Source organism: Verrucosispora sp. WMMD703 (assembly GCF_049178935.1).
In the GTDB taxonomy this organism is placed as follows: Bacteria; Actinomycetota; Actinomycetes; order Mycobacteriales; family Micromonosporaceae; genus Micromonospora; species Micromonospora sediminimaris.
Map to the genome: position 1 here is coordinate 662,601 of NZ_JBMHMM010000004.1, position 26,071 is coordinate 688,671.

Here is a 26,071-nt window from a genome sequence, read left to right on the forward strand (position 1 = left end):
GCAAGACGTATAACCGCACTTATAATAACTGTGGTTATACGTCTTGCGGACAGCTCCGAGGCGGGGCCGACAGCGGCCGGTGCCGCCGTAGCGTCTCGCTCACCCGCAGGGTGACCTGGTAGGCGACCTCCGGTACATCGGACAACTCGATGCGCTCAGACCGCAGTGCGAGCTGCGCGTGCAACTCACGGGCGATGGCGTCGCGCAGCTCGACCTGTAGCGGCGACAACCCGTCCGGCTCGCCGACGACGTACGCATCCGACATGCCTCAATGGTGTCGTCGCCCGGCATCCCGGTCCACGGTCGGTGAGATGTTCCCCAAATCCGTCGAGATCTTGGACAGTTCCCGTTCTTCGCTAACGGGAACTGTCCAAGAATTACTCGATGTAATAGGCGTCGACGGTCAGCGGAGGGCTTCGCGGGAGAGGAAATCGGCGCGGCGGATCACCTCGGGCAGGCGGTAGCGCCGGCTCAGGTCGAGCGTGATCGTGGTCGCCTGGTCGAGGCTGGTGCGGTGGCCGACCGAGACGAACACCGGCTTGACGTCGGTCTGCGTACGCAGCACCCGACCCAGCACCTCGTCGCCGTCGCGCAGTGCCGACCACTCGCCCCGACGGGTGCCCGGCTCGTCGTACGCACCGACGAAGGGCGTCTTGGCCACCCCGAAGGTGGGCAGCCCGGTCAGCACGCCCAGGTGGCAGGCGAGCCCGAACCGCCGGGGATGGGCGATGCCGTACCCGTCGCAGACCACCACCTCGGGGCGATGGCCGAGCCGGCCCAGCGCCGCCATCAGGATCGGCACCTCCCGGAAGGCCAGCAGCCCCGGCACGTACGGGAAGCTCACCGTGCCGGGTACCACGGCCGACTCCACCTCGGCGCCGGTGGTCAGGTCGATGACCACGGCGGCGGCGACGATCCGCGGCGAATCCTTGTGGTACGACACGTCCACGCCGGCGACCAGCCTCGGCGCGCCGTCCAGGCATTCCTCCAGGTCGAGGTGCCGCCGCAGCTCCTGCTGGATCCGCTCCGCCTCGGCCACGGAGGCCGGCGAGATGGCCGCCGCGCCCGGCTCCTCGGCGGTGGCCGCCGCGCCCGGCTCCTCGACTACCGCCGGCTCGTCGTCGGAGTGCGGCCGGTCGGCAGGGACGATCGTCATGAGGTGCGAGCGTACGACCAAAGCGGCGGTCAGTCGGTGGGGTGTGGGCGAGGGGCTCGTGGGGCGGCCCAGCCGAGGAACCGCTCGTGCAGCGCGGCGGGCTTCGGCGCGTTGTGGGGGTCGAGGCGGTACAGATCCTCGACCGCGTCGTACAGCAGCCCGGCGAGGTAGATCGACAGGGCCACGTGACTGTCCCGGTACTCGGCGAGGAGGGTGAGCCGGGCGTTGGCGCAGGGCCACGGTGCGGCGCAGGCCCGGCACAGCCAGAGCGGCCGGAGCGCGACGTGGATCTGCGACGTCATCTGCGTACTCCTGTCTGCCAGCCGGTTGAAGGCGGGGCCGTCCGTCGCCGACGTGCCGGACGGCCCCGCCTCGGTTGCGCCCGTCCTTTCTGCCGGATCCGGGCGGTTCCGATGGGGACAGTCTGGTGCGCCGCCGACTACGCTCGGAAGGCATCCCGTCGCCCTGTGTGCCTGGTCTGTCCCCCGGTGAGGGCGGTGAGAAACGCCTGTCGTGCTGGTGAGGAGTGGTGTGGGTGGACGAGCGGTCGCGAGTGCTCATCGAGGAACTGCGACACATGCGGGCGGCACGCAAGGTGACGCAGGAGGATCTGGCCCGGGCGATCAACTATTCGCCGTCGACGGTGGCCATGGTGGAGACCGAGGCGCGTAAGCCGCCGCCCGACTTCTGGGAGCTGGCGGACGCGGCGCTCGACACCGGCGGCGCGTTCGTCCGGATGCTGGCCCGGCTCGGTGCGCCGCAGTGGATGCGGGAGTGGGAGGCCAACGAGCGGCAGGCCACCGTGCTGCGGTCGTTCCAGCACACGGTGGTGCCGGGGCTGCTGCAAACCTCGGCGTACGCCCGCGCGCTGTTCCGCAGCGTCGGCCTCTACGACGACGCGGAGGTGGAGCGGCGGGTGGAGGCGCGACTGGCCCGGCAGGCGGTGCTCACCTGCGAGCGACCGCCGCAGCTGGTCACGGTGCTGGACGAGCACGTGCTGCGCCGGCCGGTCGGTGGGCCGGTGGTGATGCGCGAGCAACTGTGGCGGCTGGTCAAGCTGGCCACCGAGCACGCCCGGGTACGGCTGCACGTGGTGCCCGCCTCGGTCGGCGCGTATCCGGGTGTCGCCGGGGCCTTCGTGCTGGCTACCCTTCCCGGTGGGGAGGATGTGGCCTATCTGGACGATCAGCTCAAGGGCCAGGTGATCGACCACACCGAGGACGTGCTGGCGATCCGGGCCTCCTGGGAGGCGATCCAGGGCGAGGCGTTGCCGCCCCGGCAGTCGATCGAGTTGTTGACGGAGGTGGCGGAGTCATGGCGGAGCTGACCGACGCCCGGTGGCGCACAAGCACCCGGAGCAGCACCAACGGCGGAGACTGCGTCGAGGTGGCCGACAACCTGCCCGGTCTGGTCGCGGTCCGGGACAGCAAGGACCGCGACGGCGCGGTGCTGGTCTTCGGCCCGGCGGCTTGGCGGACGTTCGTGGCGGTGCTCCCGATCAGCCGGTGAACCAGCCGGGGATGTCGAGGCGGAACCAGTTGGCGGGGGTGACGGCCCGCAGGTCGTCCTCGATGGCGGCCACCCGGTCCGCGCCGAGCGTCTCCGTCCAGCGCTGTCGCAGCGCGTCGAAGATGGCAGCCGACCGGCGTAGCCCGTCGAGCCCGTGCGGGGTCAGCCGGACCAGCTTGCGGCGGGCGTCGCGGCTGTCGTCGGCGCGTTCCAGGTAGCCGAGGGCGACCAGCCGGTCCACGGTCTTGCCGGCGGCCTGCTTGGAGACGCCCAGCCGGTTGCCCAGCTCGGAGGCGGTGGTGCCGTCGGCGCCGACGGCCTGGAGCACGAAGCCGTGCAGCGGGCGCAGCTCCGCGTGACCCTGCCGGGCCAGCTCGGCGTGCAGGTCGTCGATGAGCGTCCGGAAGCCGGCAAGCAACAGCAGCGGCAGCACGAAGCCGGGTCGCTGCGGTTCAGGTGTTGGCAATTTCGACAACCTGGTTTACGGTTTGGTCAACCACGTTGACTAATCTACGGCAAGGGGCGCCGCCATGTCCACGCACGTATTCACCACCCACACCATCGACACCGCGCCGGAGGCTGCCCGCGCCACCATGACCGGCGTACGCCGCAAGATCGGTCACCTGCCCGGGGCGGTCGGCCTGATGGCCGAGTCCCCCGAACTGCTCAAGGGTTTCCTGACCGCAAACGCCAACTTCGAGAGCTGCGGACTGGACCCGATCCAGCGGGAGGTCGTGGTGCTCACGGTCGCCGGCCGCAACGAATGCCACCTCTGCGTCGCCATGCACACCGCCACCCTCGTCCGGCACGGCGCTGCCGCCGAGCTGATCGACGCGCTGCGCACCGGCACCGACCTGCCCGACGAGCGGCTTCAGGCGTTGCGCCGCTTCACCCTGGCCGTGCTCGTCAATCAGGGCGCGGTGCCCGACGAGGAGTTGGCTGCCTTCCTGGCCAGCGGCTACCAGCCCCGGCACGCCCTGGACGTGGTGCTCGGCGTCGGCACGTACACCATCTCCACCTTCGCCAACCGGCTCACCCGGGCACCGATCGACCCGCCCCTGGCCGCGTACGCGTGGCAGCCGGCTGCCTGACCGGCGCGGGACCTGTCGTCACACAGGTTCGTCGCGGCCACGCACGTCGTTGCGGACGGTGGCGGGGACGCGTAGCCGTTCGTCGGCGTACAGCAGGCGCAACTCATCCGCGTGCTCGTCGGGCTCGCGGGTGAGCCGGGCCAGCTCGTCGAAGAGCGCCATCCGCTCATCGTCGAGCTTCTCCTCCGGGGCGGGCATCGCGCCCCAGGAGTCCCACGGCAGCAGCTCCACCCCGTGCAGCGCGGCAGCGTCGCGCATCATGTTGCCGGCGATCCACCACCAGCCGCCCTCGTCGGTCAGGCTGAGTCCGAAGACGTCCGGGTCCGCGTGACCGGCCCGGCAGCGGGCCCACGCCTCACCGGCGACCAGGAACCGGTCCCGGGGCACGTCAGTGGTGTCGAAGTCGATGCTGAACAGCTCACGCTGGCGCGCGTCGAGCTGGGCGTCGACCATGATCCAGCGGAGTTGCTCGGGGCTCCAGTACTCCGCGACCCAGTGGTCCTCGTACCGGCCGTCGATGAAGTAGCCGCCGAACCCACACCGGGCCCGCGCCGGCACACCCCGGGCCCGCAGCGCCGTGACCAGCAGCAGCGAGTAGTGCCGGCAGTTGCCAGCCACCCGCTGGTCGGGAGGACGAGGGACGGTCAGTGGCTGGCCGCCCGGAGTGTCGGCGATGCGGGCGAGAATCGCGTCGGCGGGTCGCAGGTGCACGGTCTGCCGCTCGTCGTCGGTCAACGTGACCTCGTACGCCTCGGCGATGTGCTCGTGAATCAGCAGCCCCTGGAACGTCCGGGCGATCCCCGCCGGGTCCGACGGCAGCGCGTCGAGCAGCGGGGCCAACGAGCCGGCGGAGGTCAGCCGGCCCGGCCGGGCGTACCGGGAGAGGTTCGTCCGGTCCTGGTCCATCTGTCACTCCTCGGGAGGATGAGGCGCAGAGGCCGACTGTGGGCGCCGCAGGTGGCGGTTGCGTGGTCTGCCCCCGACTGGGCGGTAGCAAGCATCGCAGGATTCGCCGGATCGCGGTGCCCCTGCGATCCGTTCGCGCTCTCAGCTCGACAGGCTCGAACCCGCTCACTCCCGGCGTCGGCGTCCCCTGCCCACCGCCGCCTCGGCTCCGCCTCGACTCGACCTCGGCTCCGCCTCGGCTCGACCGAGGACTTCGACACAGGCCCAGGCCGCGCTTCACGAGACCCCGCCAGGCGACCCGTACCGGGGGCCGCGCGACGAGCCGGGGCCGCGCGGGTGGGGCGCGCCACACGGCGTACGGCCACCCGGCGTGGGCAGGACCGCAGGGCGTAGGACAGACTTGCGGGCATGGCGGCTCGTGGCTTCCCGTACACCGATCTGAAGGATTTTCTCGCGGCGCTGGAGCGCGCGGGCGAACTGCGGCGCGTCAGCGTCCCGGTCGACCCGACGCTTGAGATCAGCGAGATCGTCACCCGGACGGTGCGGGCCGACGGGCCGGCGCTGCTGTTCGAGCAGCCCACCCGGGGTGAGATGCCGCTGGCGATCAACCTGTTCGGCACCGAGAAGCGCACCGCGATGGCGCTCGGCGTCGAGTCGCTCGACGAGATCGGCAACCGGATCGGCGAGATGCTCAAGCCGGAGCTGCCGGTGGGCTTCTCCGGCATGATGGGCGGCCTGGGCAAGGTCATGCAGCTCAAGTCGATGCCGCCGAAGAAGGTCAAGACCGCCCCCTGCCAGCAGGTGGTCTACCGGGGTGACGACGTCGACCTGAACCGGCTGCCCGGGCTCCAAGTCTGGCCGGGTGACGGCGGGATCTTCCACAACTTCGGACTGACCCACACCAAGCACCCGGAGACCGGCAAGCGGAACCTCGGCCTCTACCGGCTCCAGCAGCACAGCCACAACACCCTCGGGATGCACTGGCAGATCCACAAGAACTCCACCGCGCACCACGCCGTCGCCGAGCGACTCGGCCAGCGGCTGCCGGTCGCCATCGCCATCGGCTGCGACCCGGTGGTCAGCTACGCGTCGAGCGCGCCGCTGCCCGCCGACATCGACGAGTACCTGTTCGCCGGTTTCCTGCGCGGCGAACGGGTGGAGATGGTCGACTGCCTGACCGTGCCGTTGCAGGTGCCGGCGCACGCCCAGGTGGTGCTGGAGGGCTACCTGGAGCCGGGTGAGCGGCTGCCGGAGGGGCCGTTCGGCGACCACACCGGCTTCTACACTCCGGTCGAGCCGTTCCCGGTGCTGCACGTCGAGGCGATGACCATGCAGCGCGACCCGGTCTACCACTCGATCGTCACCTCGAAGCCGCCGCAGGAGGACCATGGCCTCGGCAAGGCCACCGAGCGGATCTTCGCACCGCTGCTGCGGTTCCTGATTCCGGACATCGTCGACTACGACCTGCCGGCCGCGGGCGTTTTCCACAACTGCGCGATCGTGTCGATCCGCAAGCGGTACCCGAAGCACGCCCAGAAGGTGATGAACGCGATCTGGGGCGCGCACATGATGTCGCTGACCAAGCTGATCGTGATCGTGGACGAGGACTGCGACGTGCACGACTACCGCGAGGTCGCCTTCCGCGCGTTCGGCAACGTCGACTACGCCCGGGACCTGCTGCTCACCGAGGGCCCGGTGGACCACCTCGACCATTCCTCGTACCAGCAGTTCTGGGGCGGCAAGGCCGGCATCGACGCCACCCGCAAGCTCCCCGAGGAGGGCTACCACCGGGGCTGGCCCGAGGAGATGACCATGGCTCCCGAGGTCGTCTCGCTTGTCGACAAGCGCTGGAAGGAGTACGGCATCTGATGGCGACCACCGCCGCTGTGCAGCCGACCGAGCGCCCCGGGCGCGTGAAGTCCTTCCTCAAGCTCGTGGCGATTGAGCACTCGGTGTTCGCGTTGCCGTTCGCGTACCTGTCGGCATTGGCCGCGATGCAGGTGGACGGGGGGCGGGTTCGGTGGGTGGATCTGCTGTTGATCACTGTGGCGATGGTGGGGGCGCGGACGTTCGCGATGGCGGCGAACCGGATCCTGGATCGCCGGATCGACGCGCGTAACCCGCGTACCGCCAATCGGGAACTGGTGACCGGGGCGGTGAGCCTGCGGACGGCCTGGACCGGCGCGGGCGTCGCCCTGGTGGTCTTCCTCGCCGCCGCCGCCCTGCTCAACCCGCTCGTTCTGGCGCTCGCGCCGCTGGCCGTGGTGCCGCTGGTGCTCTACCCGTACGGCAAGCGGTTCACCAACTGGCCGCACGCCATCCTGGCCGTCGCGCAGATGGTCGGCCCGGTCGGTGCCTGGCTCGCGGTGACCGGCACCTTTGCCGGCTCCGGACCGGCCTGGCTGCTCGGTGCCGCCGTCGGCCTGTGGATCGGTGGGTTCGACCTGATCTACGCCTGCCAGGACGCCGAGGTGGACCGGGAGATCGGCGTGCACAGCGTGCCGGCCCGCTACGGGCTGCGCTTCGCCCTGCACGCCTCCACGGTCGCGCACGTGGTCACCTTCGCGTTGTTCGGCTGGTTCGGCGTGCTGATCGGCTTCGGCTGGCTCTGGTGGATCGGGCTGGCCCTCACGGCGGTCGCCTTCGGCTACCAGCATCTGGTGGTCACGCCTACCGACCTGAGCCGGGTCAACCGGGCCTTCTTCACCGCCAACGGTTTCGTCGGCATCGCACTGTTCGCCTTCGCCCTGCTCGACCTGGTCGTCCGGCTCGGCCTGCGCGCCTGATCATCTGTTGGACGGCACGGCGTAGCGGGCGCTCTCCATGGTCCAGTCGATGGTGCCGCGGACGGCTCGGGCCACCCCGTCGAGGTGGGCGGTGACGGCCGGGTCCAAGGCCGGACCGAACGAGGGCATCGTGGCGCGCAGGGCGACGAAGCGGCGCATCGACTCGTGCCAACGCTGCGCCGCCAGCTCGACGGCGGCGGGCACCGGCACGCGGTGTGCGGTGGCCAACGCCAGCACCAGGTTGTGGCCGCCGGAGATGGCCGCGTCCCGGTCCAGCGAGGCGATGTCGTTGTACCAGGAGAGCAGGTCGTTGCCGATGTCGCGGAACTGGCCCAGCCGTGGGTGGTGGTAGACCGGGTCCGGCAGCGACCGGCCGTGGACGAACTCCACAAGCGGATACGACACGTACGCCGCTGAGGTCGCCCGGCGCAGCTCGACGTACTCCTCGACGCCGGGCGCGTACCCGGTCGCCTTGTTGACCGCCTCCTGCCACGTGCCGTCGAGGTGATGGGCGACCGCGTCGGCGAAGCGCTGCCGCCAGCGGGCGGGCATCCGGCGGTGCGGCTCCCGCCAGGCGCTGACCAGCAGCCGACGTAGCGGACCGGCCAGACCCGGGTGCCGCAGCCGGAAGCGCAGCAGCGCGACCGCGCCGTCCCGTAGGGCACGGATGTCGTCGAGGCCGGTCCGTTCGGGCCCGTCGCAGGCGTCGTCGACCAGGAAGAACCAGGTGAACAGCGCGGTCAGGGTACGCAGGTCGGTCTCGCTGGCATCGGGGTAGAGCCGCCCCGCGTAGCGGGCGAAACCGGCCCGCCCCAGCCGCTCCCGCGTCGGCGCGTCCAACGGCAGCTCGGACACCAGCCACGCCTGCACATCGTCGGCGTACCGGGAGAGCTGTGGCGCGATGGGGCAGGCGGCACGCAGCGACGGCAGGATGTGGTGGGCGGAGTCGGCCGACGACGAGATGGTCCCCACATCCTTCCGGTCGGCCCCCACTGTGCTTTCGTCCCCGGCAGCATGCCAGCTTGCGGTGACCCCCGCAGACCCGCCGGGCGTCGGTGGCGTAACGGCTCAGCCTGCGGCGATCATGGGCACCTCGGACGCCTTCCCGGGGTGCCCGACCGGAGCCGGCGGTGACCAGGCAGGCTGAGGGCATGCGCGAACCATGGGTGGTCGGGGTGTCCGGGGCGTCCGGCACGCCGTACGCGGCCGCAGTCGTACGTGGGCTGCTCGACGCCGGGGAGCCGGTGGACCTGATCGTTTCCCGGGCTGCCCGGCTGACCGTCCTCGACGAGACTGGACGGCCGTTCCGGGACGCTCACTGGGCCCAGGATCTGGCTGCCTGGCTCGGGCGGGACATCGCCGCCGCGGATCTGCGCCACTGGCCCGCCGGTGACCTCGCCGCCGGACCGAGCAGCGGCTCCTACCCGGTACGCGGGATGGTGGTGGTGCCCGCCAGCACGGCGGCCTGCGCCGGCATCGCCATCGGCCTGTCCAAGGACCTGTTGCAGCGTGCCGCCGAGGTGAATCTCAAGGAACGTCGGCGGGTGGTAGTGGTGCCCCGGGAGACGCCGGTGACCCGAAGCCACCTGGAACACCTGATCGCGCTGCACGACGCCGGCGCGGTGGTGCTGCCGGCCAGTCCCGGCTTCTACGGTGCGGGCGCCGCCGCCTCCGGGGCCCAGTTGGTGGACTTCGTGGCGGGCAAGGTGCTCGACGCCCTCGATGTGCCGCACACGCTGTTCAAGCGGTGGGCCGGAAAGTTGAACGCGGACCGGACCTGACGACCGGCCCGCGTCCCGACCCGTACTTCAGTACATTCCGGCATTCGCCGGGCCCGCAGTGCCGGTCGAAGCGGCCGGGCCCGCGTTTTGCGGTCTACCCATCTCGTCCGCCTCGTCCAGCATGCCCTCCCCTTCAAGCAGGGCTCGCACCTCGGATTCCCGAAACCGGCGATGCCCTCCTGGAGTCCGGATGCTCCCGATCCGGCCCGCCGCCGCCCATCGCGTCACGGTTTTCGGGTCCACCCGAAACAGTGCGGCGACTTCACCCGGTGTCAGCAGGCGATCTCCAGTGTCCACAGCCCCCTCCTCGCGTCGACGAAGCCCCCGGCTGAACACACTGCCCCCGGCCGGTGCGAGCCCAGAGCCGTCATGAGGGACGTATGGCAATTACAGCACCAGCGACCTGGCGTGTCCGCCAAACGCGAAAAACGCACTGAGTGGGAAGTTAGTAAATGGTACCGGCGTCGCGCCCTCCGAACCCCGGGTATGCGAACTGTCACCCGCTGCCAGGTCAAACGGATACCGGAGTCCGGGTGTAACGCCACGCCGACTAGGGTCACAGTCCGTGGACGCCATCGACCTCAACCTCGTGGACCTGCTCCGCGGCAACGCCCGCCTGTCGTACGCCGAGCTGGCCCGCCAGGTCGGCCTTTCCGCTCCGGCGGTGCACGAAAGGGTCGGGAAGCTGGAGTCCGGGGGCGTCATCCGGGCGTACCGCGCGGAGGTCGAGCCGGAGACCATCGGGCTGGGTGTGACCGCCCTGATCGGCATCGTGGAGGACTCCGGGGCGGACACCGACGACGTGCTTGAGGCGTTCCGGGTCATGCCCGAGATCGAATCCTGCTACTTCATGGCCGGCGTCGAGTCCTTCCTGCTCAAGGCCCGGGTAGGCACCATCGCGGAGTTGGAGCAGCTGATCGTACGGCTGAACCGGACACCCGGGGTCGCCTCCACCCGTACCGGCATCGCGCTGTCGACCAAGTGGGAGAACCGCCCGCAGTCGGTCGCTCCGCCGACGGCCTGAGCCCGAGCACCGCCTGTCGGCTTGCTAGGTTTCCGGGCGTGACTCATCTCGACCGGTGCGACGAGGCCAGCCGGCGGTGGGTGACCGAGGCGATCGCGGCGGTCGAGGCTGACGCGAACCGGTCCGCCGACACCCACCTGCTGCCGTTCCCGCTGCCCCGGCACTGGGGGATCGACCTCTACCTCAAGGACGAGTCGGTCCACCCGACCGGGTCGCTGAAGCACCGGCTGGCCCGCTCCCTGTTCCTGTACGGGCTCTGCAACGGCTGGATCGGGCCGGGTACCACGATCATCGAGGCGTCGTCCGGCTCCACGGCGGTCTCCGAGGCGTACTTCGCCCGGATGCTCGGGTTGCCCTTCATCGCGGTGATGCCCGCCTCCACCTCGCCCGAGAAGATCGCCCAGATCGAGTTCCAGGGCGGCCGGTGCCATCTCGTCCAGGACCCGGCGAAGGTGGTCATCGAGGCACGCTGGCTCGCCGAGGACTCCGGCGGGCACTACATGGACCAGTTCACCTACGCGGAGCGCGCCACCGACTGGCGGGGCAACAACAACATCGCCGAGTCGATCTACGCGCAGCTCGCCCTGGAGCGGCATCCGATCCCGGCGTGGATCGTGGTCGGCGCGGGTACCGGTGGCACCAGCGCCACAATCGGCCGGTACGCCCGCTACCGGCGGCTGCCCACCAAGCTCTGCGTGGTCGACCCGGAGAACTCCGCGTTCTACCCCGCCTGGCAGGCGGCCGACTGGTCGGTACGCACCGGCCGGGGCTCCCGGATCGAGGGCATCGGCCGCCCGACCGTGGAGGCGTCCTTCCTGCCCTCGGTGGTGGACCGGATGGTGCAGGTGCCCGATGCCGCCTCCCTGGCGGCCATGCGGGCCGCCTCGGCGGTGTTGGGCCGGCGGGTGGGCGGCTCGACCGGCACCAACCTGTGGGGTGCCTTCGGCCTGATCGCCGAGCTGCTGGCCGCCGGCCGGACGGGCTCGGTGGTCACCCTGATCTGCGACGCGGGCGACAGGTACGCCGACACCTACTACGCCGACGAATGGGTGGCCGGGCAGGGCCTCGACCTGGCACCGCACCTGGCCACCGTCGACCGCTTCCTGACCGACGGCTCCTGGCCGGCCTGACCGCCCGGCCGGCGTCCCTGAACCGGAGTGCCATGGCCGGCCTGACCGCCCGGCCGGACCGTCAGCGGGTGGCGGCGCGCTCGGCCAGCCCTGGGTAACGCAGCACGTAGCCGTCGGCGTCCACCTCGACCTCGGCGCTGAAGCCGCCGCTGGCGTACCGGAACCGGTTCGGGCCCAGCCCGGTGTAGACCTGCTCGGCGGGAAGCACGGTGAGGCTGGGCAGCAGCACCCAGGCCACGCTTATCGAGTGCGCGGTGTCCGAGGGCGCGGTGTTCAGGCCGAGCCGACGCAGCGGCAGCGTGTTGAACAGCGGCGAGCCACCGAGATCCACGTCGAGGGCGTCGGCCAGCCGATCCGGGTCCTCCACGCCGGGCAGCCCGGCCGGGGCGTGCCCGGCGGCGGTCAGGACCGCGTCGAGGTCACCCTGCTCGGCGGCGGTCACCCGCCACCGCTGCGTCGCCCGTTCCAGCCGTACGCTGCGCCGCCACCCGGCTCCCTCGACCTCGACCTCAAGGCGGACACTGGCCCAGTCGGTGTCGGTGGTCACCTGGTAACGACACGTGTAGGGAACCGGGTCGACGGCCAACTGGGTGCCCTGCGCCGCCAAGCCGTGGCCGTCGTCGACCAGGGCGTGCTCGGCACCGGCGGTGTCCGTACGGGTCCACAGCAGTGACTTCGGCGTGGTCGGCATGAGCCGGACGTTACGCCACCCGGCGGAGCCGGGCAGCGTATGCGCCGAAGATCAGCACCGCGAGCGGAGCGCGGTGGTCAGTAGCTGCGAGCCCGCGGTCGGCCGCCCGTCCCACGCCGGTCGTCGCGTGGCCGATCGTGCGTGTTCCAGCCCTCCGACCGATTCCAGCCCTCCGACCGACCGCCCCGGTCACTGCCGAAGCGGCGGTCGCCGCGCGGGTTGTCGTGGTACCGGCGGTCGCCCGGTGCCTGCTCCGTGAAGCGGCGCTCGCCCCGGTGACCGTGGTCGGCGTAGCGGCGCTCGCCGCCAGGCCGGTCGCCGAAGCGACGGGGGCCGCCCGGCCGGCTGCCGCGCCGGTGCTGTTGCTCCGGCTCCTCGCGTACCGGCACCCCGCTCGGCTCCCGCGCCCCGGTCAGCTCAGCCAGCACCGGGTCGCCGACGCGTACCCGGGACTGAGCCGGCTCCACGCCGGCCTTCTCCAGCATGGCCAGGGTGGTGCGGCGCTGCTTCGGCAGCACCAGAGTGGCCACCGCACCGGCCTCACCGGCCCGGGCGGTACGCCCCGCACGGTGCAGGTAGTCCTTCGGGTCCTTCGGCGGGTCGACGTGCAGCACGAGGGAGACCCCGTCGACGTGGATGCCCCGCGCCGCGACGTCGGTGGCGACCAGGACGTTTGTCCGTCCCTCGCGGAACTCCGCCAGCGTGCGGGTGCGCATCCGCTGCGTCTTGCCGCCGTGCAGCCCGCCGGCCCGTACCCCGACGGCGGCGAGCTGCGTGACCAGCCGGTCCACGCCCAACTGGGTACGGGCGAACACGATGGTCCGGCCCTGCCGCGCGGCGATCGACGCGGTCACCGGGAACTTCTCCTGCGGCGGAATGAGCAGCAGGTGGTGGTCCATCGTGGACACGGCCGCGGTGGGTGGGGCGGTCGAGTGGGTGACCGGGTCGGTCATGAACCGCCGCACGAGCGCGTCGACGTCGCCGTCCAGAGTGGCCGAGAAGAGCAGTCGCTGCGCATCCGCAGGGGTCTTCGCCAGCAACTCGGTGACCTCGGGCAGGAAACCCATGTCGGCCATCTGGTCGGCCTCGTCGAGCACGGTGACCTCGACGTCGTCGAGCTGGCACACGCCCCGGTCGATCAGGTCGGCGAGCCGACCCGGGGTGGCCACCACCACCTCGACGCCGCGCCGCAGGGCATCGATCTGCCGGTCGTACGGCACCCCGCCGACGGCGGTCTTGAGGAACACGCCGACGGCCTTGCCCAGCGGCAGCAGCGCGTCGTTTACCTGCATGGCCAGTTCGCGGGTGGGCACCAGGACGAGAGCCCGTGGATGCCGGGGCCGGGCCCGCTCACCGGCGGCGATCCGGGCCAACAGCGGCAGCCCGAACGCGAGGGTCTTGCCGGAGCCTGTCTGCCCACGGCCCAGCACGTCGCGTCCGGCCAGCGCGTCCGGCACGGTGGCTTGTTGGATCTCGAACGGAGTGGTGATGCCCTGTCGGTCCAAGGCGCGGACCAACTGCCGGGGAAGCCCGAGCGAGTCGAAGGTGACCGGGGTGGTCGTGCCGGCCGGCTGCGGCGTGGCGGGAAGGTCGGGGGAGAACGGGGGCATGCCGAGTTCAGCGGAGGTGGTCAAGAAATGCCTTTCGAGCGGGGCGCATCTTCGCGATGTCCCGCTGCGGCCGTGGCCGCCGGATCTTCCGCAAGATCGCCCATGGGCGCTTGTGCACGCGCCAGGTCAATGATCAGCGACCAGTGTACGGCGGTCGGCGCGTGCCCACCCGCGCCGGAGTCGGGTAGTGGGCGGACTCACCAACGATCCGGGGGCTGGCGGTCGCCCGGCAGCCCACTGCTCGCGCTGGGCAGCGCGTCGTTTGCGAAGAGCACCACCATCACGCTGATCGCCACCAGCACCCCCAGTGCCACCGCCATCAGGATCACGACCCGGAGCGTGCTGCGCGACCTCTCGGCCGCCGTGTCCGCCCAGCCCTGAGCCAGGATGTGCCCGGTCAACGAGCCGGAGGTCTCCTGCTCACCGGCCGGGAAGGCCACCGTCGCCGAGCTTTCCAACCCGGCGTAGTACGCGCTCAGGTCAGAGCCGCCGGGACGCTGAGCAGGCGTTACTTCAGCCGGGCGCTCCGTCTTGGCCGGGCGGTCCGTCTGCTCCTTCTCTCCGGGGGACCGGACGCCCGGCGTGGATCCGGTCGCGGACGTCCCGACCCAGGCAGGCGGTTCGGCCGTGCTGCTCTGGGTTCGCGTCGCGCCTGGATCACCGCCCGGCCCGTCCACCGCCGCGAGCGACCCGGCGGAGCCCGCGAGTGACCCGGCGGAGCCCGGACGCAGTCCCGGACGGGACGAGGGCCGGGGCGCGAGCGCCGGGGAGATGGGCGCGGGCTCGTCCCGGCGGCCGCCGGGGTTGGTCGGTGGCGGCCAGACCGGCAGCGCCGGCGCCGGCACGACCGGAGCCACGTCAGCCTCGCCGGGGCTGGCGGGCGAGCCGGTGTGGGACACGGCGGTGGACGGTGTGGGCCGGATGGTGTCGGCGTTGGCCGGTGGCGGCGGGAACGGCGGCGCCGGCATCGGGCCCGGTGGCGGCGGTGGCGGCGGTACAGGTGGCCCGGGAGGCGGCGTCGGCGGCGGTACGGGTGGCCCGGGAGGCGGCGTCGGCGGGCCCGGAACCGGCGGCGCGGGCCGGGGGGCGGGCGGCGGAACGGGGGCTGGTCCCGGCGGGTACGGACCGGGCGTCGGCGGCACCGGTGCTGGGGAGGGCGGTGCCGGCGACGGCGACGGTGGGGTAGGCCCAGGTGGGACCGGTCCAGGCACCGGGGGATGGGGTGCCGGTTCCGGCCCGGGTGCGGGTGGCGTCGGCGGTTCGGCCGGCTCCGGCGGCCGAGCGGGCTCCGGTGGCTCGACCGGTTCCGGTTCGGCCGGCCTGGCCGCTCCCGGTTGGGCCGGAGCGGACCGGTAGACACCGGGCGTCTTGCCGCCGCCTCCGGCGGACTCCGCCTCGTCCACGCTCACCCGGCTGAGCCCAGGCACCCGGACACTGGCCCGCGCCGGTTTCAATGCCGTCGGCTTCCGGTACGGCTGGACGGCCTCCCGCTGACCGGGTACACCGGCCGTGCCGGCCGCCGAGGTCGATCCGCCGAGGGCGACACCTCCGCTCGTGCCCACCGGTCCGGCGGTGGCCCGGTACGTGGTGCCCCCTCCGCCCCCGGTCAGCCCGGCACCGGCCGGTGGCTGACCGTGACTCACGCCGCCGGGTGCCGTCACCTTGGCGACGCCTGCCCGGCCCCGGGCCGGTCCCGCCGGCCGGGTGGCGGCGTCTGCGCTGGACCGTGCGGCGATGTCTGCGCTCGGCCCGGTGGGGATGTCCGCGTTCGACGGGGCGGCGTCCGCGCTCGGCGGGGTGGCGGCGTCTGCGCTTGGCTGGGCGGCGTCTGCGCTGGGCCGCTCGGTGGGTGGTTGGGCGGGCTCATCGACCGTCGGGTCTGCGGAACCACCGGCACCCGGCTCGCTGGTGGGGGCGGGTTCCGGCTGGGCGGTGTCGGTGGATTCTCGCTCGGCGGTGGGCGTGGGGGGCGGACCCGCCAGCCCCGCCGGAACCTCTTGCTCCGTCATCGTCGCCTCCGCGCCACGCTCGCAACCGGACCGTGTCGCCGGACCGGGAGTGCCTGAGTGACACCGTGCCATATTCCACCCGTGCGGCACACCCGGAGTGCGTACCGCGTCGCGGGTGTCATCGGCCGCCCGGCAGCACACACATCGACCAGCCGCGATCAGATGCTATGCCGTGGCTTTGGCGTGGCTGCCCTGCGCGGACGGACACCTGTCCCACGAGCGTCATGTCAGGGAGACATGAAAATGCCGCAGAGACATGACGGTCCAAGTGCAATCTGCACCCTGCCCTGTCACTACCGGTGACCGGCAGGCGTGCGCGGCGCGGGCGGGCGGCGGGTGCGGGCTCAGCTCACCGTCCGCTGGCCGTGGACGGGCTGGCCGAAGCGCTCTCGTCCGGTGCCGCGCTGCTCGCCGCCGTGGTCGGGTCGGCCTTGCTGGCGGCCGTGGTCGGAGCGACGCTGCTGGCCCCGAGGGTCGGCGAGGTGGCCTCGGAGGCCGAGGTCGTCGCCGACGGGGTGGTGGTCGCAGACCGGGTTGCCGACGGGGTGGCGGTCGCCGACGGAGTTGCCGACGGCGTGGTGGAGCCCGTCGGGGTCGGCGACGGCGTGGTCGAGCCCGAGGGGGTGGGCGAGGGAGTCGTCGTCTTGGTGGGCTTCGGCGTCGGCTTTGTCGTCTTGGTCGGCGTCGGCTTCGGCGTCGGCTTGGGCTTGGGCTTGGGTGGCTGCGACGGGGTCGGCGAGGACGTCGGTGCCGGAACCGCACCCACCACCCGGGTCGCGGCGTAGAGCCGGGACCAGCGAACCGTGGAGATCTTGACCACGTCACCTGTGGTCGGCGCGTGGATCATCTTGCCGCCGCCGATGTACATGCCCATGTGGTGGATGCTCTGCCAATTGCTGCCGGAGGCGAAGAAGACCAGGTCGCCGGGGAGAAGCGCGGTACGAGGCACCGTCCGCGAGCTGGTTGCGCGGTACTGGTCCCGGGAGACTCGCGGCAGCTGGCGGTAACCCGCCGATCGGTATGCCGCCCAGATCAGGCCCGAGCAGTCGAACGTGTCCGGGCCCTCGGCCGCCCATTCGTAGTCGTCGCCGAGCTGCTTGCGGGCGTACGCGACGGCGGCCTTTGCGATGGGGTGCGCGGCCAGCCCACCGGCGGACTGGTCGACGTAGTCGGCGCCGAGTTGCTGCTCGGCGGCCTCCTGCTGGCGGGCCAATTCGACCAACTGCGCCGAGTTCTCGTCGCGCAGCTTGATCAGTTCCGCCTCGGCGTCGCGCAGTGCCTGCTTGGTGGCGGTGTACTGCTGCTGAACGCCCTGAAGTCGCGACAGGGCGGCGGCGTGCGCCTGCGTCGCCACCTGCTCGTCGGCGCGGGCACGCGCCATCTCGCCAGCGGCCGGGCCGGTGTCGTGCCCGACCTTCTCGCCGCGGTTCGCCCGGCTGAGCAGATCCAGGTCACGCAGGTCGGTGGCGAAACCACCGGGAGGTAGCGCGGCGGCAGCCTTGATGGCCTCGGCGGCGACCTGGTCGGCGCGCTGCTGCGCCTGCTGGACCGCGCCCCGGGCGAACTCCAGATCACGCTCGGCGGTGAGGAACTGGGTCTGCACCTCGTTGCGCTGCTGTTCGAGTTCGAGCAGTCGGGTGCCCAACTCGGCGACCCGCGCCTCCGCGGCGGTGATCCTGGTTTCCAACGCGCTGGCACCCGGAGTGCCGAGCGCCGGTGGCGTCAGGCCCGGGGTCGTTCCGGCGGGCATGCCGGGTAGTTGGAGAGGCCCGGTGGCCGTGGGCCGGGAACCGGTGTCGGGCACCGTGACGGGTATGCCGGGCTCGGCGTACGCCGGTGCGGCGAGGACCGTACTGGCGACCGCGGCGAGCAGGGCGGACCAGAGCGCCGGCCGGAGCACCGGAGAGACCACCGGACCTCGTCGCCGCTGCCGTCCGTCCGCGCTGTCGATCATTCCGCTCCCCGTCCGGCGCTGCTTTGCCACGCTCGGTCGGCGCGGCGGTTCGGGACGCTACCAGTGTGTGTCGTGCCCCACCCTGTCTTACCTCACGCGGTGCACTGATGTCGATGTCTGGCCGGATAACGGGAGGCTGAGAGTTCGCTGCTGACCACCACGGTGTGAGTTGCCGACGCGGCCGACGTAGGCTCGGGTGGCGACCGTGTTCCGGTCGCGACCGCAGGTGGAAGGGGACGGGGCTTTCGATGGACGCCGGACTCAAGCGCGAGCTCGAAGCGAAGGTGTACGCGGGGGAGCGGCTGACTCGTGAGGACGGGATCGCCCTCTACTCCAGCGACGACCTGACCTGGTTGGGGCGACTGGCCCACCACAGGCGCACCGAGATGAACGGTGACCGGGTGATGTTCAACGTCAACCGGCACCTGAACCTCACAAACGTGTGCAGCGCGAGCTGCGCGTACTGCTCCTTCCAGCGCAAGCCGGGCGAGAAGGACGCGTACACCATGCGCATCGACGAGGCGGTCCGCAAGGCCAAGGAGATGGAGGACGAGCAGCTCACCGAGCTGCACATCGTCAACGGCCTGCACCCGACCCTGCCCTGGCGTTACTACCCCAAGGTCCTGCGCGAGCTGAAGGCCGCGCTGCCGAACGTCAAGCTGAAGGCGTTCACCGCGACCGAGGTGCAGTGGTTCGAGAAGATCAGCGGGCTGGGCGCCGACGAGATCCTCGACGAGTTGATGGACGCGGGCCTGGAGTCGCTGACCGGTGGCGGCGCGGAGATCTTCGACTGGGAGATCCGCCAGCACATCGTCGACCACGCCTGCCACTGGGAGGACTGGTCCCGGATCCACCGGCTGGCGCACAGCAAGGGGATGAAGACCCCGTCGACCATGCTCTACGGCCACATCGAGGAGCCCCGGCACCGGGTCGACCACGTGCTGCGGCTGCGTGAGTTGCAGGACGAGACCGGCGGCTTCCTGGTCTTCATCCCGCTGCGCTACCAGCACGATTTCGTCGACTCGGCGGACGGGAAGATCCGTAACCGGATCCAGGCCCGCACCACCATGGCCTCGCCGGCCGAGTCGCTGAAGACCTTCGCGGTCTCTCGGCTGCTGTTCGACAACGTCCCGCACGTCAAGTGCTTCTGGGTCATGCACGGCCTGTCGGTGGCCCAGCTCTCGCTCAACTTCGGTGTCGACGACCTGGACGGCTCGGTCGTGGAATACAAGATCACCCACGACGCCGACTCGTACGGGACGCCGAACACCATGCACCGCGACGACCTGCTGCACCTCATCTGGGACGCCGGGTTCCGCCCGGTCGAGCGCAACACCCGCTACGAGGTGGTCCGCGAGTACGACGCCGCACCCACGCTGGCCGAGCGTCGGGCCGAGCCGCAGCAGGTCTGGGCCTGATCCGACGCGTACCCTGGCACGACGATGACCGAGCAGCAGAGCGCATTTCCCCGCCGGGACGCCGAGGGGCGGATCCGGACCCTGGGTGACCTGGTGGGTGTCGGTCTGGCCGGGGTGGTCATCGGGCTGCTGGTGTTGGTGATCTTCGACGTGGCCTTCGCCTGGTTCGGTGCCGGTGAGTTCGGCCAGGCCAACGGCTGGCTCGCCGTGATCCTGCCCGCCTGGCTGTTCTGGGAGGACTTCCGGGCCTGGGATTTCGGGGCGCCCCGGGTGGTGGCGGCGCTGGTGGCCGTGGCGATGGCGGTGGTCTCCGGGCTGCTGGTGGCCGGTGTGGCCACGACGCTGCCGCCGCTGCTGTCCGGCGTGCTCGCCGCGACCACGTTCACCGTGGTGTACGCGATGATCTGGTTTCCCGGCGTGCGCTGGCTGGCCAACCGGACCGGCTGAGGCAGAGTGACGACGTGAGCGAGCGGAGCGAACGAACGTGAGTGCGGCGGTCAAGTACACGCTCGGCCGGATCGGTCTGTTCGTGGTCGTGGTGGCGGCCCTCTGGCCGGTCGACATGGACATCTTCCTCAAGTTGATCCTGGCGCTGCTGTTCTCCGCAGCGCTCTCGTTCTTCCTGCTCAAAGGCTGGCGTGACGAGATGGCCGAGGAGATGGCCGCCGCCGCCGAGCGTCGTCGCGTGGAGAAGGAGCGGCTGCGGTCCGCCCTGGCCGGCGACGACCAGGCCGACGGCGCGACGGGTGACCGGCCCACCGACGAGAAGGGCTGAGCGCCCCGGCGACCTGGTCTCCGGTTACGTGGCGTGCGGTCGACGGGAACATGTCGCGGACATGAGTATCCGGTTGGGATGGGCCAAACAGCGATCAATGTTGATATGACCATGTGACAGGTGGTGGGCTGTCCGCTACCGAGCGGGGGATCCCCGCGCCTCCAGGAGGTTGTCCATGGCCTTCCGTTCCATCCCCGTCCGCCGTGCCCTGGCGCTCATCGTCGCCGCCGGGCTCGGCCTGCTCACCATCGCCGCGCCACCGGTCTCCGCCGAACCGGCGCCCAACCGGGATCAACAACCGGCCGCCGTGCCCTACCGGGTACTCGGCCCGAAGACGCTCGCCGATCGCAGCGCGGTCGCCCGTACGGGTGCCGCCATCGACTACTCCGAGCACGGGGTGCTGCACGTCTCGGCCACCCGAGCCGAAGCCGCCGCCATCACCCGGCTCGGGTTCCGGCTGGAGGCGATCGCCGCGCTGCCGACCGAACGGGGACAGGCGGAAGGCGACGTCGGGCTCCTCGGCTTCCCGTCGGCCGACTCCAACTACCACGACTACCCGGAGATGATCGCGGCGGTGAACAAGGTGGTGGCCGATCACCCGACGCTCGCGCGGAAGGTCAGCATCGGCAGCTCCTACGAGGGCCGCGACCTGGTCGCGGTGAAGATCTCCGACAACGTCGCCACCGACGAGAACGAGCCGGAGATCCTGTTCAACGCCCAGCAGCACGCCCGGGAGCACCTGACCGTCGAGATGGCGCTCTACCTGCTCAACCTCTTCACCGACAACTACGGCTCCGACTCCCGCATCACCAGCCTGGTCAACAACCGGGAGATCTGGGTCGTGCCCTCGGTCAACCCGGACGGCAGCGAGTACGACATCGCCACCGGCTCCTACCGGTCGTGGCGCAAGAACCGCCAACCCAACAGCGGATCGTCGTACGTCGGCACCGACCTGAACCGGAACTGGAGCTACAACTGGGGCTGCTGCGGCGGCTCGTCCGGCTCCACCTCCTCGGACACCTACCGGGGTCCGTCGGCGTTCTCCGCCCCCGAGACGCAGGCGCTGCGCAACTTCGTCAACAGCCGGGTCGTCGGCGGAGTACAGCAGATTAAGGCGAACATCGACTTCCACACCTACTCCGAGCTGGTGCTCTGGCCGTACGGCTACACCTACAACAACACCGCCCCGGGGATGAGCGCCGACCAGTACAACACCTTCGCCACCATCGGCCAGCAGATGGCGGCGACCAACGGCTTCACCCCGCAGCAGTCAAGCGACCTGTACGTCACCGACGGCAGCAGCATCGACTGGATGTGGGCGACGCACGGCATCTGGGCGTACACCTTCGAGCTGTATCCGGGCTCGGCCTCCGGTGGCGGCTTCTACCCGCCCGACGAGGTCATCCCGCAGCAGACCTCGCGCAACCGCGAGGCGGTGCTGATCCTCTCCGAGTACGCCGACTGCCCGTACCGGGCCATCGGCAAGCAGGCCCAGTACTGCGGCAGCGGTGGCGGAGGGACCACGGTCTGGTCGGACACCTTCGAGACCTCGACCGGCTGGACGACAAACCCCAACGGCACCGACACCGCGACCACCGGGCAGTGGGAACGGGGCGCCGCGCAGGCCACCAGCTCCAGCGGGGCCAAGCAGCTCACCCCGTACGCGGGCAGCAACGACCTGGTGACCGGCCGCCTGGCCGGCAGCGGCGCGGGTGACTACGACATCGACGGCGGGGTGACAAGCGCCCGCTCGCCGGCTGTCGCGCTGCCAGCCAGCGGCACGTTGACCTTGTCGCTGGCGTGGTACCTGGCGCACGGCTCCAACTCGTCGTCGGCGGACTACTTCCGGGTCAGCGTGGTGCACAGCGGCGGCACCACGGCGCTGCTCACCCAGGCCGGCGCGGCCAGCAACCGCAACGGTGCCTGGACGGTGTCGAACCTCAACCTCACTCCGTACGCCGGCCAGTCCATCCGGATCCTGGTGGAGGCCGCGGACACCTCGACCGCCAGCCTCGTCGAAGCGGCTGTGGACAACGTCACCATCACCTCCTCCTGAAATCGGACGGGGCCCCGCCATCCCCTCGCGCGGGGCCCCGTTCCAGGGACCAAACGGGCAGACCGGCTTTCTCCCGGCGCTCACCGCCGGGCCTCCGGCAGCGCGACCCGCCAGCTCAACGGGGCGCAGAAGCGACGTGCGCTACGGTCTTACCGACCCGTTCCAGCGAAGCCGGTGCGACACCGGCGCTGTCCCGCAACTGTGATGCCCCGTTACCGGGGACGAGCCAGGTCGCCTGGGGCGCGGTCGCGATTCGCGCTCTCGAGGAAGGGCGCCTCGCGGACGGGTGCCTCGGCTCCCTGTCGGCGAAGCAGCACATCCTCGACCGACAGGAGGACCGATGTTCAGACGTACCCCCGTGGTCTTCGCCGCCAGCCTGGCGGCGGCTGCGCTCGCGCTCGGCGCCTGCGCCGAGCAGACCCCCGACACCCCCGCCGCCAGCGGCAGCCCCAGCGCCGCCACCTTCCCCGTCACCGTCGGTTCGCTGACCTTGGAACAGCGACCGGAGAAGATCGTCTCGCTTTCGGCGACGGCCACCGAGATGCTCTTCGCGATCGGCGCCGGTCCGCAGGTCGCCGCGGTGGACGACCAGTCCAACTTCCCGGCCGACGCGCCGAAGACGGACCTCTCCGGCTACCAGCCGAACGCCGAGGCGGTCGCCGCGAAGAACCCCGACCTGGTGGTGCTCAGCGACGACCGCAACAAGATCGTCGAGCAGCTCACCACGCTCAAGATCCCGGTCTACCTGACTCCGGCGGCGCAGACCCTCGACGACTCGTACCGGCAGCTCACCGAGCTGGGCACGCTCACCGGCAACGCCGACGCGGCGGCCGACGTGGTCCAGCGGATGAAGGACGACATCACGAAGATCGTGGCCGAGGTGCCGCAGCGCGCCGAGGCGCCCACCTACTTCCACGAGCTGGGTCCGGAGCTGTACACCGCGACCAGCAAGACCTTCATCGGCTCGATCTACAGCCTCGCCGGGCTGGAGAACATCGCCGACGCGTCCGACGCCGACGGAAAGAACGGCGGCTACCCGCAGCTGTCCCAGGAAGTGATCGTCAAGGCCAACCCCGACTTCGTCTTCCTCTCCGACGTCAAGTGCTGCCAGCAGAGCACCGCGACGGTCAAGGCGCGCAGCGGCTGGAGTTCGCTCACCGCGGTGCAGCAGGACCAGGTCGTGGAGCTCGACGACGACATCGCCTCCCGGTGGGGGCCGCGTGTGGTGGACCTGTTGCGGACCATCGTGGACGCCACCGCCAAGGTGTCCCAGTGACGATGGCCGCCGGGCGCTGACCGGGTCATGCACGACGTGCTGAAGCGCGGTCGCCCCGTCGCGCCGGCCGGGGCGGCCACCCCGCCCCGGCCGGCGGGCCTGCGGAAACGCTGGCTCGCCGCCGGAGTGCTCGCCGTGCTCGTCGCGCTGGTGGCCGGGGTCTCGCTCGGCCCGGTCAGCCTGCCGCCCGGCAGCGTCGCGATCGAACTGCTCAATCTGCTGCCCGGGGTAAGCCTGGACAGCGGATTGACCGAGCGGGAGATCGCCATCGTCACCGAGCTACGGCTGCCCCGGGCGGTGCTGGGTCTGCTGGTCGGTGGGCTGCTCGCCCTGGCCGGCGGCGCGTACCAGGGGGTGTTCCGCAACCCGTTGGCCGACCCGTACCTGCTCGGAGTAGCGGCCGGGGCCGGGCTGGCGGTCACCGTGGTGCTGACCTTGGGAGTGGGCGTGGGCGGCGCGTTGAGCGGGCTGCCGGTCACCATCCCGCTGGCCGCCTTCGTCGGCTCCCTCGGCGCGGTGGCGATGACCTACCTGCTCGGCTCTGCCGGCGGACGCAGCCGCTCCCCGGCCACCCTGATCCTGGCCGGGGTGGCCGTCTCCGCGTTCCTCAGCGCCGGGCAGACGTACCTGCTGCAACGAAACGCGGAGAGCATCCAGCAGGTGTACTCCTGGCTGCTCGGGCGGCTGGCCACCGCCGGCTGGCAGGACGTCCGGCTGGTGCTGCCGTACTTCCTGCTGACCAGCCTGATCATCCTGCTGCACCGACGGGAGCTGGACGTGCTGTCGGTCGGCGACGACGAGGCGGCCAGCCTCGGCCTGCATCCGCAGCGGTCCCGGTACCTGCTGATCGCCGCCGCCTCGCTGGGCACCGCCGCCGCCGTCTCCGCCTCCGGCCTGATCGGCTTCGTCGGCATCATCGTGCCGCACACCGTACGGATGCTCGCCGGGGCGAGTTACCGGGTGATCCTGCCGCTGTCGCTGCTGTTCGGGGGGGCCTTCCTCGCCCTGACCGACGTGGTGGCGCGGACCGCCGCCGCACCGCAGGAGATCCCGATCGGGGTGGTGACCGCGCTGCTGGGCGGCCCGTTCTTCGTGGTGGTGCTGCGCTCCGCCCGGCGGGTGCTGACGTGAGCGGCTCGTCGGCCGCCCCCGCCGTCGACCTACGCGACCTGCGGATCAGCCTGGACGGTACGCCGATCCTCGCGGGCGTCGACCTGACCGTCGCCACCGGCGAGTGGGTCACGGTGATCGGCCCCAACGGCGCGGGCAAGTCGACGTTGCTGCGCGCCGTCGGCGGCCTGCTCCCCGCACCGGACGCCGTCCGCCTCTTCGGTACGCCACTGGGCGAGCTGCGTCGCCGGGAACGGGCCCGGGTGGTGGCCACGGTCGCCCAGTCGCCTGTCGTACCGCCCGGCATGGCGGTGCTGGACTACGTGCTGCTCGGTCGTAACCCGTACATCCCGCCGTTGGGCCGGGAGTCCGCCGCCGACCTGGCCGTGGTGCACGAGGTGCTCGACCGGCTGGACCTCGCCGGCTTCCACGCCCGGGAGTTGGCCACCCTCTCCGGCGGTGAGCGGCAGCGGGTCTTCCTGGCCCGGGCGCTGGCCCAGGGCGCCACCCTGCTGCTGCTCGACGAGCCGACCAGCGCCCTCGACATCGGCCATCAGCAGGAGGTTCTCGAACTGGTCGACCAGCTACGTCGGACGCACGGCCTGACGGTGCTGGCCACCATGCACGACCTCTCCATCGCCGGCGAGTACGCCGACCGCATGGTGCTGCTGGCCGACGGCCGCGTCGTCGCCTCCGGCCCCCCCGACGAGGTCCTCACCGAGGACCTGCTCGCCCGCCACTACCGCGCCCACGTCCGCGTCATCCCCGGCCCCCACGGCCCCCTCGTCCTCCCCACCCGCCCCACCCTCAAGTCGCGTTGATCAAGAAGTTTTGGTCGCGGGAGGACGCGGATCCAGACGCAAACTTCTTGATCAACGCGTGGGGCGTGGGGGTGGGGGTGTGGGGGTGGTTAGGGAGATTAGGGAGAAGAGGGCTCCGTGGGGGTCGCGGAGGGCGGTAACGCGGCCGGCGGGGATGTCGCGCGGTGGTACCAGGATGGTGCCACCCAGTTCGGCGGCGCGGGCGGCGGTGGCGTCGGCGTCGGCGACGGAGAAGTACAGCGTCCAGTAGGCCGGCGAGTCGGTCGGGAACTCCTCGCCCAGCGGCGGCATCATGCCCGCCACCAGCCGATCGCCCAGCCGCCACCCGGTGTACGCGACCTGACCCATCGGCTCCTCCTCCGGCTGCCAACCGAAGACCAGCTCGTAGAAGATCCGTGCCCCGTCCGGATCGGGGGTCACCAGTTCGGTCCAGCTCATCGCACCGGGCACGTCGAACACCTCGGCCCCGGCGAAGGCCATCGGCTGCCAGACACTGAAGGCGGCTCCTGCGGGATCGGTGAAGACCGCCATCCGACCCCGGTCGAAGACCTCGAACGGAGGCACCACGACCTGTCCGCCGGCCCGCTCCACCCGGCCGGCGACCAGATCGGCGTCGTCGGTGGCCACGTACGTCGACCAGATCGGCACCTGATCCGGCACCGCCGGTGGGCCTGCCCCGGCCACCGCCCGGCCACCCAGCAGGAAGACCGTGTACCCGCCGGCCTCCGGCTCGGGGTCGATCCGGCCGGTCCAGCCGAACAGTTCCGGGTAGAACCTTCGGGCCGCGTCGAGCCCCGGCGTCGCCAGGTCGGCCCAACAGGGCGTACCCGGTGCGACGCTGACCACGGCCACCCCTTTCCGACCTGCGGCGACCACCGGCCGGCCGCCCTTCTCGGCATGGTGGCACCGGCCCGCCGCTGTTCGGGGTGGAAACCGGGGGAACGTCAACTGAACCGGCGACTCCGCTC

General features: G+C 71.4%; 28 protein-coding genes and 1 riboswitch. Of the genes, 16 read left to right on the forward strand and 12 right to left on the reverse strand.

All coding sequences use genetic code 11. The features are described from left to right. Positions 1-34: 34 nt before the first annotated feature. The 3 genes from ACN26Z_RS03695 to ACN26Z_RS03705 all read right to left on the reverse strand — a co-directional run bounded on the left by ACN26Z_RS03695 (position 35) and on the right by ACN26Z_RS03705 (position 1,458). Positions 35-265, reverse strand: coding sequence for a hypothetical protein (locus ACN26Z_RS03695; RefSeq protein ID WP_421459862.1), 231 nt, complete (start codon positions 263-265; stop codon positions 35-37). Between the two features lie 138 nt (positions 266-403). After that, entirely contained in the window at positions 404-1,009 is a 606-nt protein-coding gene (locus ACN26Z_RS03700) for an endonuclease V (RefSeq protein WP_421464514.1), read from the reverse strand. 176 nt (positions 1,010-1,185) lie between these two features. Next, the gene (locus ACN26Z_RS03705) at positions 1,186-1,458 is read right to left on the reverse strand and encodes a hypothetical protein (RefSeq protein ID WP_093403960.1); all 273 of its coding nucleotides are present in this window, start codon (positions 1,456-1,458) and stop codon (positions 1,186-1,188) included. A 233-nt stretch (positions 1,459-1,691) separates the two neighbouring features. Here ACN26Z_RS03705 and ACN26Z_RS03710 point away from each other — a divergent pair, with 233 nt between their 5' ends. Then, entirely contained in the window at positions 1,692-2,483 is a 792-nt protein-coding gene (locus tag ACN26Z_RS03710) for a helix-turn-helix domain-containing protein (protein ID WP_307818610.1), read from the forward strand. After that, positions 2,471-2,665: a DUF397 domain-containing protein gene (locus tag ACN26Z_RS03715; protein ID WP_093403961.1), complete on the forward strand. Its 195-nt coding sequence runs from the start codon at positions 2,471-2,473 to the stop codon at positions 2,663-2,665. The genes ACN26Z_RS03710 and ACN26Z_RS03715 overlap by 13 nt, the downstream gene beginning before the upstream one ends. Here ACN26Z_RS03715 and ACN26Z_RS03720 read toward each other — a convergent pair. Then, entirely contained in the window at positions 2,655-3,131 is a 477-nt protein-coding gene (locus tag ACN26Z_RS03720) for a MarR family winged helix-turn-helix transcriptional regulator (RefSeq protein ID WP_421459863.1), read from the reverse strand. The two genes, ACN26Z_RS03715 and ACN26Z_RS03720, sit on opposite strands and share 11 nt — an antisense overlap. A 64-nt stretch (positions 3,132-3,195) precedes the next feature. Here ACN26Z_RS03720 and ACN26Z_RS03725 point away from each other — a divergent pair, with 64 nt between their 5' ends. Continuing rightward, positions 3,196-3,756, forward strand: coding sequence for a carboxymuconolactone decarboxylase family protein (locus ACN26Z_RS03725; protein WP_421459864.1), 561 nt, complete (start codon positions 3,196-3,198; stop codon positions 3,754-3,756). Between the two features lie 18 nt (positions 3,757-3,774). Here ACN26Z_RS03725 and ACN26Z_RS03730 read toward each other — a convergent pair whose 3' ends face one another. Further along, the gene (locus ACN26Z_RS03730; protein ID WP_421459865.1) at positions 3,775-4,662 is read right to left on the reverse strand and encodes a transglutaminase-like domain-containing protein; all 888 of its coding nucleotides are present in this window, start codon (positions 4,660-4,662) and stop codon (positions 3,775-3,777) included. A gap of 408 nt (positions 4,663-5,070) precedes the next feature. Between ACN26Z_RS03730 and ACN26Z_RS03735 the strand changes: the two genes are divergently transcribed. Together ACN26Z_RS03735 and mqnP are read left to right on the forward strand one after the other, a co-directional pair. Then, a complete protein-coding gene (locus ACN26Z_RS03735; protein ID WP_210940027.1) occupies positions 5,071-6,531 on the forward strand; it encodes a menaquinone biosynthesis decarboxylase in 1,461 nt (486 codons plus the stop codon). Beyond that, positions 6,531-7,448: a menaquinone biosynthesis prenyltransferase MqnP gene (gene mqnP, locus ACN26Z_RS03740; protein WP_421459866.1), complete on the forward strand. Its 918-nt coding sequence runs from the start codon at positions 6,531-6,533 to the stop codon at positions 7,446-7,448. The genes ACN26Z_RS03735 and mqnP overlap by 1 nt, the downstream gene beginning before the upstream one ends. Here the strand turns inward: mqnP and ACN26Z_RS03745 are convergent, their stop codons facing one another. Continuing rightward, a complete protein-coding gene (locus tag ACN26Z_RS03745; protein ID WP_282240352.1) occupies positions 7,449-8,420 on the reverse strand; it encodes a terpene synthase family protein in 972 nt (323 codons plus the stop codon). 179 nt (positions 8,421-8,599) lie between these two features. Between ACN26Z_RS03745 and ACN26Z_RS03750 the strand changes: the two genes are divergently transcribed. Continuing rightward, a complete protein-coding gene (locus ACN26Z_RS03750) occupies positions 8,600-9,229 on the forward strand; it encodes a UbiX family flavin prenyltransferase (RefSeq protein WP_282240628.1) in 630 nt (209 codons plus the stop codon). 27 nt (positions 9,230-9,256) lie between these two features. On the opposite strand, the gene ACN26Z_RS03755 is transcribed toward ACN26Z_RS03750, so the two are convergent. Beyond that, positions 9,257-9,526 (reverse strand): BldC family transcriptional regulator, encoded by a 270-nt coding sequence (locus ACN26Z_RS03755; protein ID WP_093403972.1) that lies wholly within the window; start codon positions 9,524-9,526, stop codon positions 9,257-9,259. A gap of 268 nt (positions 9,527-9,794) precedes the next feature. Between ACN26Z_RS03755 and ACN26Z_RS03760 the strand changes: the two genes are divergently transcribed. Both ACN26Z_RS03760 and ACN26Z_RS03765 read left to right on the forward strand, forming a co-directional pair. After that, the gene (locus ACN26Z_RS03760; RefSeq protein WP_093403973.1) at positions 9,795-10,253 is read left to right on the forward strand and encodes an Lrp/AsnC family transcriptional regulator; all 459 of its coding nucleotides are present in this window, start codon (positions 9,795-9,797) and stop codon (positions 10,251-10,253) included. A gap of 38 nt (positions 10,254-10,291) precedes the next feature. Beyond that, complete coding sequence (locus ACN26Z_RS03765; RefSeq protein ID WP_210940022.1) at positions 10,292-11,383, forward strand: PLP-dependent cysteine synthase family protein; 1,092 nt, start codon at positions 10,292-10,294, stop codon at positions 11,381-11,383. Between the two features lie 61 nt (positions 11,384-11,444). Here ACN26Z_RS03765 and ACN26Z_RS03770 read toward each other — a convergent pair whose 3' ends face one another. The 3 genes from ACN26Z_RS03770 to ACN26Z_RS03780 all read right to left on the reverse strand — a co-directional run bounded on the left by ACN26Z_RS03770 (position 11,445) and on the right by ACN26Z_RS03780 (position 14,583). After that, positions 11,445-12,074 carry a putative glycolipid-binding domain-containing protein gene (locus ACN26Z_RS03770; RefSeq protein ID WP_421459867.1) on the reverse strand — a complete coding sequence of 210 codons (630 nt, stop codon included), beginning with the start codon at positions 12,072-12,074 and terminating at the stop codon, positions 11,445-11,447. 77 nt (positions 12,075-12,151) lie between these two features. Continuing rightward, a complete protein-coding gene (locus ACN26Z_RS03775) occupies positions 12,152-13,684 on the reverse strand; it encodes a DEAD/DEAH box helicase (RefSeq protein WP_421464517.1) in 1,533 nt (510 codons plus the stop codon). Between the two features lie 197 nt (positions 13,685-13,881). After that, the gene (locus ACN26Z_RS03780; RefSeq protein WP_421459868.1) at positions 13,882-14,583 is read right to left on the reverse strand and encodes a hypothetical protein; all 702 of its coding nucleotides are present in this window, start codon (positions 14,581-14,583) and stop codon (positions 13,882-13,884) included. 86 nt (positions 14,584-14,669) lie between these two features. Here ACN26Z_RS03780 and ACN26Z_RS03785 point away from each other — a divergent pair, with 86 nt between their 5' ends. Continuing rightward, positions 14,670-14,870, forward strand: coding sequence for a hypothetical protein (locus ACN26Z_RS03785; protein ID WP_421459869.1), 201 nt, complete (start codon positions 14,670-14,672; stop codon positions 14,868-14,870). A 1,172-nt stretch (positions 14,871-16,042) separates the two neighbouring features. On the opposite strand, the gene ACN26Z_RS03790 is transcribed toward ACN26Z_RS03785, so the two are convergent. Continuing rightward, a complete protein-coding gene (locus tag ACN26Z_RS03790; protein ID WP_421459870.1) occupies positions 16,043-17,647 on the reverse strand; it encodes an NlpC/P60 family protein in 1,605 nt (534 codons plus the stop codon). Positions 17,648-17,895: 248 nt separating this feature from the next. Here ACN26Z_RS03790 and mqnE point away from each other — a divergent pair, with 248 nt between their 5' ends. The 7 genes from mqnE to ACN26Z_RS03825 all read left to right on the forward strand — a co-directional run bounded on the left by mqnE (position 17,896) and on the right by ACN26Z_RS03825 (position 25,103). Continuing rightward, positions 17,896-19,065: an aminofutalosine synthase MqnE gene (mqnE, locus tag ACN26Z_RS03795; protein ID WP_093403982.1), complete on the forward strand. Its 1,170-nt coding sequence runs from the start codon at positions 17,896-17,898 to the stop codon at positions 19,063-19,065. Positions 19,066-19,089: 24 nt separating this feature from the next. Then, positions 19,090-19,512 carry a hypothetical protein gene (locus ACN26Z_RS03800; RefSeq protein WP_093403983.1) on the forward strand — a complete coding sequence of 141 codons (423 nt, stop codon included), beginning with the start codon at positions 19,090-19,092 and terminating at the stop codon, positions 19,510-19,512. A gap of 37 nt (positions 19,513-19,549) precedes the next feature. Further along, positions 19,550-19,840, forward strand: coding sequence for a DUF4229 domain-containing protein (locus ACN26Z_RS03805; RefSeq protein WP_093403985.1), 291 nt, complete (start codon positions 19,550-19,552; stop codon positions 19,838-19,840). A gap of 175 nt (positions 19,841-20,015) precedes the next feature. After that, the gene (locus ACN26Z_RS03810; RefSeq protein WP_421459871.1) at positions 20,016-21,896 is read left to right on the forward strand and encodes a M14 family zinc carboxypeptidase; all 1,881 of its coding nucleotides are present in this window, start codon (positions 20,016-20,018) and stop codon (positions 21,894-21,896) included. Positions 21,897-22,066: 170 nt separating this feature from the next. After that, a riboswitch (cobalamin riboswitch) is annotated at positions 22,067-22,127 on the forward strand. A gap of 109 nt (positions 22,128-22,236) precedes the next feature. Next, positions 22,237-23,172, forward strand: coding sequence for an ABC transporter substrate-binding protein (locus ACN26Z_RS03815; protein ID WP_421459872.1), 936 nt, complete (start codon positions 22,237-22,239; stop codon positions 23,170-23,172). A gap of 27 nt (positions 23,173-23,199) precedes the next feature. Continuing rightward, positions 23,200-24,303, forward strand: a complete 1,104-nt coding sequence (locus ACN26Z_RS03820) for a FecCD family ABC transporter permease (protein WP_282240345.1) — start codon at positions 23,200-23,202, stop codon at positions 24,301-24,303. After that, complete coding sequence (locus ACN26Z_RS03825; RefSeq protein WP_282240344.1) at positions 24,300-25,103, forward strand: ABC transporter ATP-binding protein; 804 nt, start codon at positions 24,300-24,302, stop codon at positions 25,101-25,103. Before ACN26Z_RS03820 ends, ACN26Z_RS03825 begins: the two co-directional genes overlap by 4 nt. A gap of 51 nt (positions 25,104-25,154) precedes the next feature. Here the strand turns inward: ACN26Z_RS03825 and ACN26Z_RS03830 are convergent, their stop codons facing one another. Then, positions 25,155-25,949 (reverse strand): VOC family protein, encoded by a 795-nt coding sequence (locus ACN26Z_RS03830; RefSeq protein WP_421459873.1) that lies wholly within the window; start codon positions 25,947-25,949, stop codon positions 25,155-25,157. Positions 25,950-26,071: the final 122 nt, after the last annotated feature.